Origin of the sequence: Paraburkholderia franconis, from assembly GCF_009362735.1 — a bacterium.
GTDB lineage: Bacteria > Pseudomonadota > Gammaproteobacteria > Burkholderiales > Burkholderiaceae > Paraburkholderia > Paraburkholderia franconis.
Genome location: NZ_WHNP01000079.1, coordinates 19,363 through 27,458, shown reverse-complemented (window position 1 = coordinate 27,458; position 8,096 = coordinate 19,363). Strand labels below are relative to the sequence as shown.

The window sequence follows — 8,096 nt, the reverse complement described above, 5'->3', positions numbered from 1 at the left end:
CGCGTTCGGCTCGGTTCGACGCGTCGCCCGCCGGTCGAGCCGTCAGCATTGAAACGGCAGGTATCAGATTCGAGTAGTCGCTCGGTATGGCCACTCACGGACAACAACCGGCCATTGGCGAGCCGCCTCTCACTCACGTGCGACCATATCGCCTGATTGGCCTCCGTGCGTCTTGAGCGTGCCCTTGGGTGAATTCGAGAGCAAATAAAGCATGGCTTCCAATCCAAGCACGTAGCTATGAACCCCAAGACCGAAGATCACGCCATCCGCGATCTTGGCGATCAAACACTTGATCCCCGGTGCTTCGACATTTGTCATGTGTACTTCCACATAGGGTAGCGCTGCACCCTTTATGCAATCGCGTAGTGCATACTCCGCATAATTGAAGCCCGCGGGATTCATGACGAGGCCGTCGACACCATCTTCAACGGCTCGATGGATGCGATTGATCGCTTCTCCTTCGACGTTGGTGTAGAAGATCTCCAGCTCGTAACTCTTCGAGCGCGCGTGCTGGTGGAGCATGGCGTCAAGCTCGCTCGCCGTCGTCTTGCCGTATATTTCCGGTTCACGCTTGCCCAAGTGAATCATGTTCGCGCCCTGAATCAGCAGAATTCGCCACATGATGACAGTTCCTTCTCTCGGCTTGGTAGTCAATTCTAGACGAGGCCCGCGCGAAAGCTGTCATCGTGAAACGACTGCACTGGCGGGGCACGAACGGCCGGAATGGCCGATGTGCTCCCATCGAGCATCCGGTAGGGTTCCCGAAATGAACCGGCCGTTGGAATGACGGCTCGTTGTGTTGCGCGAATGGCAACTATTGGCAGAACTCGGTCCTACGTCGAACCGCCGCCGTGGAGCGCCCATGATCTTCCTAACAGAAAAGGGGAAGACCGAAGTCTTCCCCTTGCTACGGCTATGCAGCCTTCCCGGGTTACACCGGAACCCAACCACGCAACCGGTCCTGATCTTCACGTGCGGGGCCGACCGACAACATGATGCGCATCGAACCGTCCGCGTTCCGGGTGCGCTGGCCTCTCAGTCTCAACTCGCCAGCGGCGATCGCAGCTTCCTCGGAAGGCGGTTCGTCCCCGAACATTGGCAACAACGACAGCCAGCCGCTGTATTCCGGTTCGGAAACCTCCTTCGCATATGCGCAAACCCGAAGCTCGCCGACGTAGTGAACGTCTGTCGATCCGAAGCCAAGACAGAGCAGATGCTCGCCGTCTATGCCAGCCCCAAGTGAAGCAATGACGGGCATCACAGCTTCAGCCGTCCGGACAAATCCCATCATGAGCGGCTTGCTGACCGGACCACGCCATTCGTCGATCGCTCTCCGGGCTTCCGGAAGAACGAACAATTCACCCGTTGCAACGGTCGTTACCGAGAACATATGGCCTCCAGAAAAAGGCCATCCGGGAGCGTCATTTGACGTTCCACGAATGGCGGACGTCGAACAACACTGGGTCGATTCTAGGCGAAAAAGGCAGTTGTCCAGGTCAATGCTTAGCGCATTGAGTTGACGATAAATGCATCCGCTTACGTTGCATCACTTGATAATAGTGAGCAGTTGGGCGGACACGGAATACACCCTGGGACGGCAGCAACTACAGCAATGTCAAATGCGATCGACACGGCGCGAGCCCGTCCATGACAGGCATCAGCGAGTTCACCCATGTCGGGGCGTTCAACACGGCCGCGCCGTCTGACACATAGGTGACACGGCGGCCGGAGAGCGGCAGCAACGCGGGTAGCGCCGCGGCGGAGCAGGCTAAATTCCTCGTGGATCAGCTCGCGTGCTTCTTTGGTCAGTCGCTCACGACCTTCGATGTCTAAATCTTTATCGCGGAGCATGCTCAACGTCTGCGTCTGGTTCAACTGCCGGGATATTGCCCTGAGCTCAATCCCGACGAGCTGCTCAATCAGGACGTGAAGACCAATGCGCTCGGCAAGAATCGACCCACCAGCAAGGCGGAGATGATCGACGGCGTTCGCCGTCATCTGCATCGTCGGCATAGGGACCTCACGTGAACCGCAACCTGTTCCAGGAAAAGCACGTTCGGTATGCCGCGTAGCCAACTACGCACTATTTGATGCACTCGTCAGTATGTCAATCACGGGCCGAGCAGGGTTCAGCGAATGGCTGTGAGCGACCCAGAATCAGCCGTTCGAACTTGCGCTGAGCGGGCGACTGGCCCTGACCCGTTGTGGCTGTTCTGCTTGACGGCGTTCGAGCGGCAGTTCCCGAGGACCAACGGTCGCGGGGCTTTCCGGACTCAAAGACCTTTTACCCCCGACGGTCACAGTCTGCGCGCAACCTGTTCCACGAGCGTGTGTGGTCGTACACCATTGACCTTTATCCGCCCTCACTGTGGTTCCCACTTCGGTCACTGTTACCTTTAGTGTGGCCAAGCACACATACTTGCCCGTTTCCCTATTTCGCTTTTGCTGCCCCGTCATATGCTAAACGAAAAAATGACTGAGGAATTGCGACACCGGTACTAACTACGTGGCCGCGCGGGCGGTACCTTCGTCGTCTCCTTTCTTACCCCTTTGGCCACCCGATGTGGTGACGGCCCATCTCTTGTCGGGGTGCAGCACTTTTTCACGGTTTCGCAGTATGTCGGTAACGCAGGCAAGACGAACGTAACGACGGGAGACCATGAAATTCAGACGCGGTGACACCTGCTGGTGCCAGGTTGGCAACCGCTTCGGAAGGTCGATGCCACTCTAGCGACATTCATGCGCGCCTTGCGCAGGCTGGCGCACATCACGATGTCGCTGAGCGAAACGGCGTAACCACCTGCGGGATGGTTCACAGACAGCCGACGAATTAGGTACTTACTAAGGAGTCCTATGTGCAGATTCATTATGTAGTGCTTATGAACATGCGCTCTCAGTTAGCACGCGCTATCGCGGGAAGCGTTTTCACATTTTTTGCCGGCCAGACCGGCTGCGGAAAACTCTCATGATCAAAAGACGCCAATTTATCGGCTGCCTGACGGCGCTCGGCGGCAGCTACATTCTCAGCGGATGCGGGGGCAGCGGTTCCGACCCGGGCGCTGACAGTACCGCCGTTGCCGAGGCAATGGGCAAGGCGGCAACTACGTCTGCGAACGGCACAACGATTCCACCGGCCGGAAAGATTATCGATAACCAGGGCAACGTCTGGACGCTGAGGGGAGGCTCGGTCTATCTGAATGGTGCGAAAGCCGGCAACAACTACAACGTCACGCTCGTGCTATGGTATGGCGGCGGTGTTTACCATCAGGGCACAGGCGGCCAGTTTTATGGATGGAATGGCTCGACATGGATCGCATGCAACGATCCTCGGGCCGGCACCTCGGCGGACGGCACGACGATTCCACCGGCCGCCTCGATTATCGACAAGCAGGGCAACGTCTGGACGCTGAGTGGTGGCTCGGTCTATCTGAATGGTGTGAAAGCCGGCAACAACTACAACGTCACGCTGGTGCTATGGTATGGCGGCGTCATTTACCATCAGGGCACAGGCGGCCAGTTTTACGCGTGGAATGGTTCGACATGGACCGCATGTAACGATCCCCGCGGCACTTCCGCGGACGGCACGACGATTCCTTCTGCGGACTACATCATCGACAAGACCGGTGCAGTATGGACGCTCGTCAACGGAGTCATCTATCGCAACAACCAGACTGTCGGCAATACCTACAACGTTTCGCTGCTGCTATGGTACGGAGGCAAGATCTGGCATTGTGGAACAGGCGGCCAGTTCTATGTGTGCAACGACGTCGACATCTGGCTGCCGTGCAATGATCCGCGTATCGTCACGGCTGCGACTGCGGGTACGTTTTACGGGATCAACGGACACTACGACTATCGTTACACGCCTGCCCAGGTCGTATCGATCATGAAGAACATGGGCTGCTCGACGTATCGGGTCGGCTGCATAGACGACCCGACATCACTGAACGCCGTTGTGAATCTCGCTCAGGCGTTCCACTCGGCGGGACTGACCTTGTTCGTGCTCATCGATCTCGGCATTTACGATAGCAACCGCGCCATATTCGCGAGCGAATCGATTGCGTACGACCGCGGGCGGTCCTGTGCGGCAACGGTCGCCACCGCGCTGGCCCCGTACGGTGTGACGATGTACGAGTGCGGCAACGAGCTGACACGGGAAAGCGACATCATTCTCGATTACGGAAATGCCGGCACGAAAGTCGTGGATTTCAACAACACGAACTGGCCGATCATGCGCGGGGTCATGCGCGGCATGATCGACGGCGTGAAGTCCGTGCAACCGGCCGCGAGGTGCGGCGTCAATTTCTGCGTAGCCGACATCGGTGCATCCGACGCGTTGTGGGACGGCATGCAGCCCGATGGAACGGGCGGCTATCCGACGGTACGATGGGACATGACGACATGGCACAACTACGAAGTCTGCGGCGACATCTTCAATCTCGGTTGCGATGGGGCGGGTCCAGGCTTCGACCTGCCGACGTACTGCAAGGCCCGCTACGATGCGCCGTTCCTGCTCACGGAATGGAACACCGGACCGGAACAAACGGAGACCTATCGGGCGACCTATATCAGTTCGAAATTTGCCGAGTACTTCAACGCGAGGAAAACGAAAAACATCCAGTCGGTGATGTACTACGAGCTGGATAGCGGAGACCAGACCTACGGTCTGATGATCGACGGTGCCATCTTGAGTCAGCCTTATAACGCATTCACCAGCTTCATCGCGGGGAATCCCGACACCTGACGGTGTCGCCCGGAAAGCCTGGGCAAACCGTCTGTCTGGCGGACACACCATAACTTGCAAAAGCGCGACGCGAACTTGTGATATGTCGGGAACGCGTCGCGCGAAGTCACGGAGAAGCACCCATTATAGGGCGCATCGTCCTTTTCGTGCATGTATGGCCCACAGCTGCGCTTCGCTGGCAATCGCGGCTGGAGTTCGCGTCAACGGTAGCTTCCTGGGTGCAATGGCCATCCGCGCGTGCATGCTGACCGACTTGTGAGATCTGCGCAGACATTCCGCTACACAGCGAGCACATTATTGGGCGATTCTGGAGACGGCTGCCTTTTGTCCGAAATTCACCTGGTAGCCGCGAACATAGTGGATTACAGTGTTTTTGCTATGCGACTTTAAAGCGTGGCTGACTCACGAAGTCACAACTGCGCGGACTTTCGTGCAACCCGCTTCTGCACGTATCCGCCGACACCGAGCGAAAAATGGCTGCTCGGTGAAGGGCGTCGCCACTCATTATTCCGGCCCACGCCACACTCCTCAATACACGACGACCTTGCGTTCTCTCATCGCTTGCCCAGCAAACAGCGGCTGTGAGGGATTACTGCAGCCATTTCTGTTTCATCTAGTTGAATCGGGCGCCTGATCCAGCCAGGCGATAGGCCACCCCTGCGCGGTGGCGACGGTAAGCGCCTGATTCGGTGACAAGGAGACAACCATGAAGATCAGGTATTTAAGCATTTTGTCGGTGACAGCCGTTGCGCTTCTCTCGCTCAGTGGCGCCGCGCAGGCCGGCGACCAAGACGGCCACGGCGGCCTTTGCTCGAACGCAACGCTGAAGGGACCGTTTGGGTTTATCGGTCACGGAGAGATACTTGGATTGATAGGTGCCGATGGTAAGGTGCATCCGTACGCCGCCCCGTCGATCCTCGATGACGTCGCCCTAGTGACGTTCGACGGTATGGGCCACTTTTCACGCACCGACTTCGGAGTTATCGGCGGTTTGCCGAAAGGGGGGAAGACGACATTCAATCCGGTCCAGCACGGCATCTACACGGTAAACTCCGATTGCACCGGCACTATGAAAATCATCTATGACGCCGGCGGAGCCGTGCCGGCCGGCGTCGAGACTGATCTGAACATCGTCGTCGCTGCCGACGGGACGCTCATCGAATCCGTTGTCTACAGGGCGGTTACCGTGTCAGGCTCTAGCGCGGACGGCCAGGCAGTGTGTCCGCCGAATTGCGAGCAAGGTGTGCAGGAAAGCTTCGAGGGGAAAAAGGTCGTGGTCTACGGCTTGCGCGAATCGAGTCACTGAAGGGTTCATGCTCGCTTCTCATGAGGGGGAGTTGAGCACGAGCCTGGACGCAGGTTTTCGGTCCTTCAATTCCCGCGTCTTCTGCCAGACGATTGGGTCACTTTCCCGACCGATCGCAATACGGACGGCGCCGGTGCCCGTGATCCTGGCGACAGCGACGCCACCATCATGTCATGACGGCCCAGGGAGGCGGGCGTCGATCGACATGATCGCGAGCGTTAGTCGGCTTGTTTGGGGTAGAGCGGACGTTCGAACGTCCGTGTGAAGGTCTCGCTGAACGTCTCAGGCTGGCCGCATCACCGATGATGTGGATGCGTCTGCTCAGGCGGTGCCAATCCGATGCACGGAAGTACGGACGTCGACCACAGGCTGACGCTGCCAGTTCGCTGTCGCACCGGCACCAGGGCCGGCGACCAATCATAACGATGTAGTCCAGTCGCACGAGTTCTGTCGCTCAGTCGCGTCGCTGTTTCGAAATCGCCGGCCGCACACTTGGGCTCACCTACAGTTGGGCGTGTTCGAAATCCTGGTCGGTCGGCTCTATCACAGCGTTTGGGTCAAGCGTGCGGCGTCCACACGAAGGCGGGACACACAGTGAACGCTGCATCGCAGGCGCTTCCCGCGACTGTTCCGAAGTCGTTTATGGCGGCCGGTGTCGTGTAAAGCAAGCCGGGGGGGGGCGAAGGTGAGGAACCTGCCCTGGCTGGTACGCAGGAAGCCGTGCTGCGCCGAGAAGTTCGCAAGGACATACCAGCCAGTGATCGTGCCCGCCGAGTTGATGCCAGCGACTTGGGTACCATAGTTATTGCCCGGTGCATCAGTTATGGTGAGAGTGCCGTCGGGGGCGCGCAGAAAGCCGTGTACGGCGTCGCAGGCCGGTTCACAGTAGGATCCGCCGATCACTCCCTGTGCATTTATCGATGGAATGGGATAGTTAACCAGGCTGCCCACCAGCGGGGGATCGAACGTGACAATCGTGCCGTCGGGGGACCGCACAAAACCGCTTTCCCCTTTCGCTGATAAGTAAAATCCAGTGATGGTCCCGGATGGGTTGACGGCGTCGGCCTCTGTGTAGGTAGATCCCGGTGGATCGAATGTAGTGAAGATGCCGTTTGCACTGCGAACGAATCCGTGAAAGGTGATGTTGTCGGCAAAAGAACCCGTCACGGTCGCCGCTGGGTTGATGCTGGTGGGATTGGTGAATTCGATAAAACCTGGGACGTCGATCGTGGTGAAGGTCCCGTCAGGGGCACGCAGGAAACCGTGAATAATGTCGTTTGCATCTGCGTACTCTCCCGTGACTATTCTGGCCGGATTGATGCCAGTCGCAATGCTGCCCAGGCTGGCGCCTGGGGGATCAAACGTGGTGATAGTTCCGTCCGGGGTGCGCAGGAAACTGTGAAAACCAGTCAGATCACGATAATAGCCTGTGACCGCGCCATCATTGTTTATGGCGGTGGGGACCGGCCCGAAGGAGCCTGGTATATTGAATGTGACGAAGTTTCCGGTATCGGCGGCAGGCTGCGCCTGTGAGTTCGCACGCTGGCCATGCAACTGTCGGCTACAAGCAAGTATTGCTTTCCAGGTCTGCTCCCGGTTGGCAACGCCTGACGTTGAAGCGAGTGTGGTCGCAGCAGAGGCGAGTGCTGACTGACTGCACGAGAAACCGGTATTCGCCGTACCGATCCCACCAGCGAAGGTCGATGTAGTAACGGCCAGGACTGACAGGATGACAACGCAAGCTTTCAGAAATGATCCAGACATGATGCCCTCATCTGGTGAACTTGCCTTGAACGACTGTCCGACTTCGAATGACACCGCATAGCGGTAGTAGACGGGGCGTCGCTGAGAGTAGTGCGATGTGGCGGGCGGGCGCGTCACCAAGAAAATGGTAGGCGAAATGCCGCTGTTTCTTTCCGACTCTTTCCGACAAATGCATAAGCAGGATCAGACAGTGCGGAGATCTTTTTAGCGCCAAAATAAATGGCTGGCGTTAGCGATTATGCGCGGCGCGCACCAACCAGTCGGCCTGCGCTTGCGCGCTCC

6 protein-coding genes are annotated in these 8,096 nt (G+C 58.0%); 3 read left to right on the top strand and 3 right to left on the bottom strand.

Going from position 1 to position 8,096, the window contains the following annotated elements; genetic code table 11:
• Window positions 1-129: 129 nt before the first annotated feature.
• On the bottom strand, window positions 130-621 hold the full coding sequence (locus GCT13_RS39960) for a type II 3-dehydroquinate dehydratase (RefSeq protein ID WP_152767423.1): 492 nt from the start codon (window positions 619-621) through the stop codon (window positions 130-132).
• A gap of 310 nt (window positions 622-931) precedes the next feature.
• Complete coding sequence (locus tag GCT13_RS39955; protein ID WP_152767422.1) at window positions 932-1,390, bottom strand: hypothetical protein; 459 nt, start codon at window positions 1,388-1,390, stop codon at window positions 932-934.
• A 443-nt stretch (window positions 1,391-1,833) separates the two neighbouring features.
• Here GCT13_RS39955 and GCT13_RS39950 point away from each other — a divergent pair, with 443 nt between their 5' ends.
• The 3 genes from GCT13_RS39950 to GCT13_RS39940 all read left to right on the top strand — a co-directional run bounded on the left by GCT13_RS39950 (window position 1,834) and on the right by GCT13_RS39940 (window position 6,050).
• Window positions 1,834-2,028 (top strand): transposase, encoded by a 195-nt coding sequence (locus GCT13_RS39950; protein ID WP_321574929.1) that lies wholly within the window; start codon window positions 1,834-1,836, stop codon window positions 2,026-2,028.
• 937 nt (window positions 2,029-2,965) lie between these two features.
• Window positions 2,966-4,744 carry a hypothetical protein gene (locus GCT13_RS39945; protein ID WP_193727894.1) on the top strand — a complete coding sequence of 593 codons (1,779 nt, stop codon included), beginning with the start codon at window positions 2,966-2,968 and terminating at the stop codon, window positions 4,742-4,744.
• 706 nt (window positions 4,745-5,450) lie between these two features.
• Window positions 5,451-6,050, top strand: a complete 600-nt coding sequence (locus GCT13_RS39940; protein ID WP_152767421.1) for a type 1 periplasmic-binding domain-containing protein — start codon at window positions 5,451-5,453, stop codon at window positions 6,048-6,050.
• A gap of 543 nt (window positions 6,051-6,593) precedes the next feature.
• On the opposite strand, the gene GCT13_RS39935 is transcribed toward GCT13_RS39940, so the two are convergent.
• A complete protein-coding gene (locus GCT13_RS39935) occupies window positions 6,594-7,814 on the bottom strand; it encodes a hypothetical protein (RefSeq protein ID WP_152767420.1) in 1,221 nt (406 codons plus the stop codon).
• Window positions 7,815-8,096: the final 282 nt, after the last annotated feature.

Bases quoted from the DNA above. Each gene is read 5' to 3' on its own strand.
- GCT13_RS39960 (WP_152767423.1), bottom strand. From the start codon at position 621: ATGTGGCGAATTCTGCTGATTCAGGGCGCGAACATGATTCACTTGGGC.
- GCT13_RS39955 (WP_152767422.1), bottom strand. From the start codon at position 1,390: ATGTTCTCGGTAACGACCGTTGCAACGGGTGAATTGTTCGTTCTTCCG.
- GCT13_RS39945 (WP_193727894.1), top strand. From the start codon at position 2,966: ATGATCAAAAGACGCCAATTTATCGGCTGCCTGACGGCGCTCGGCGGC.
- GCT13_RS39940 (WP_152767421.1), top strand. From the start codon at position 5,451: ATGAAGATCAGGTATTTAAGCATTTTGTCGGTGACAGCCGTTGCGCTT.
- GCT13_RS39935 (WP_152767420.1), bottom strand. From the start codon at position 7,814: ATGTCTGGATCATTTCTGAAAGCTTGCGTTGTCATCCTGTCAGTCCTG.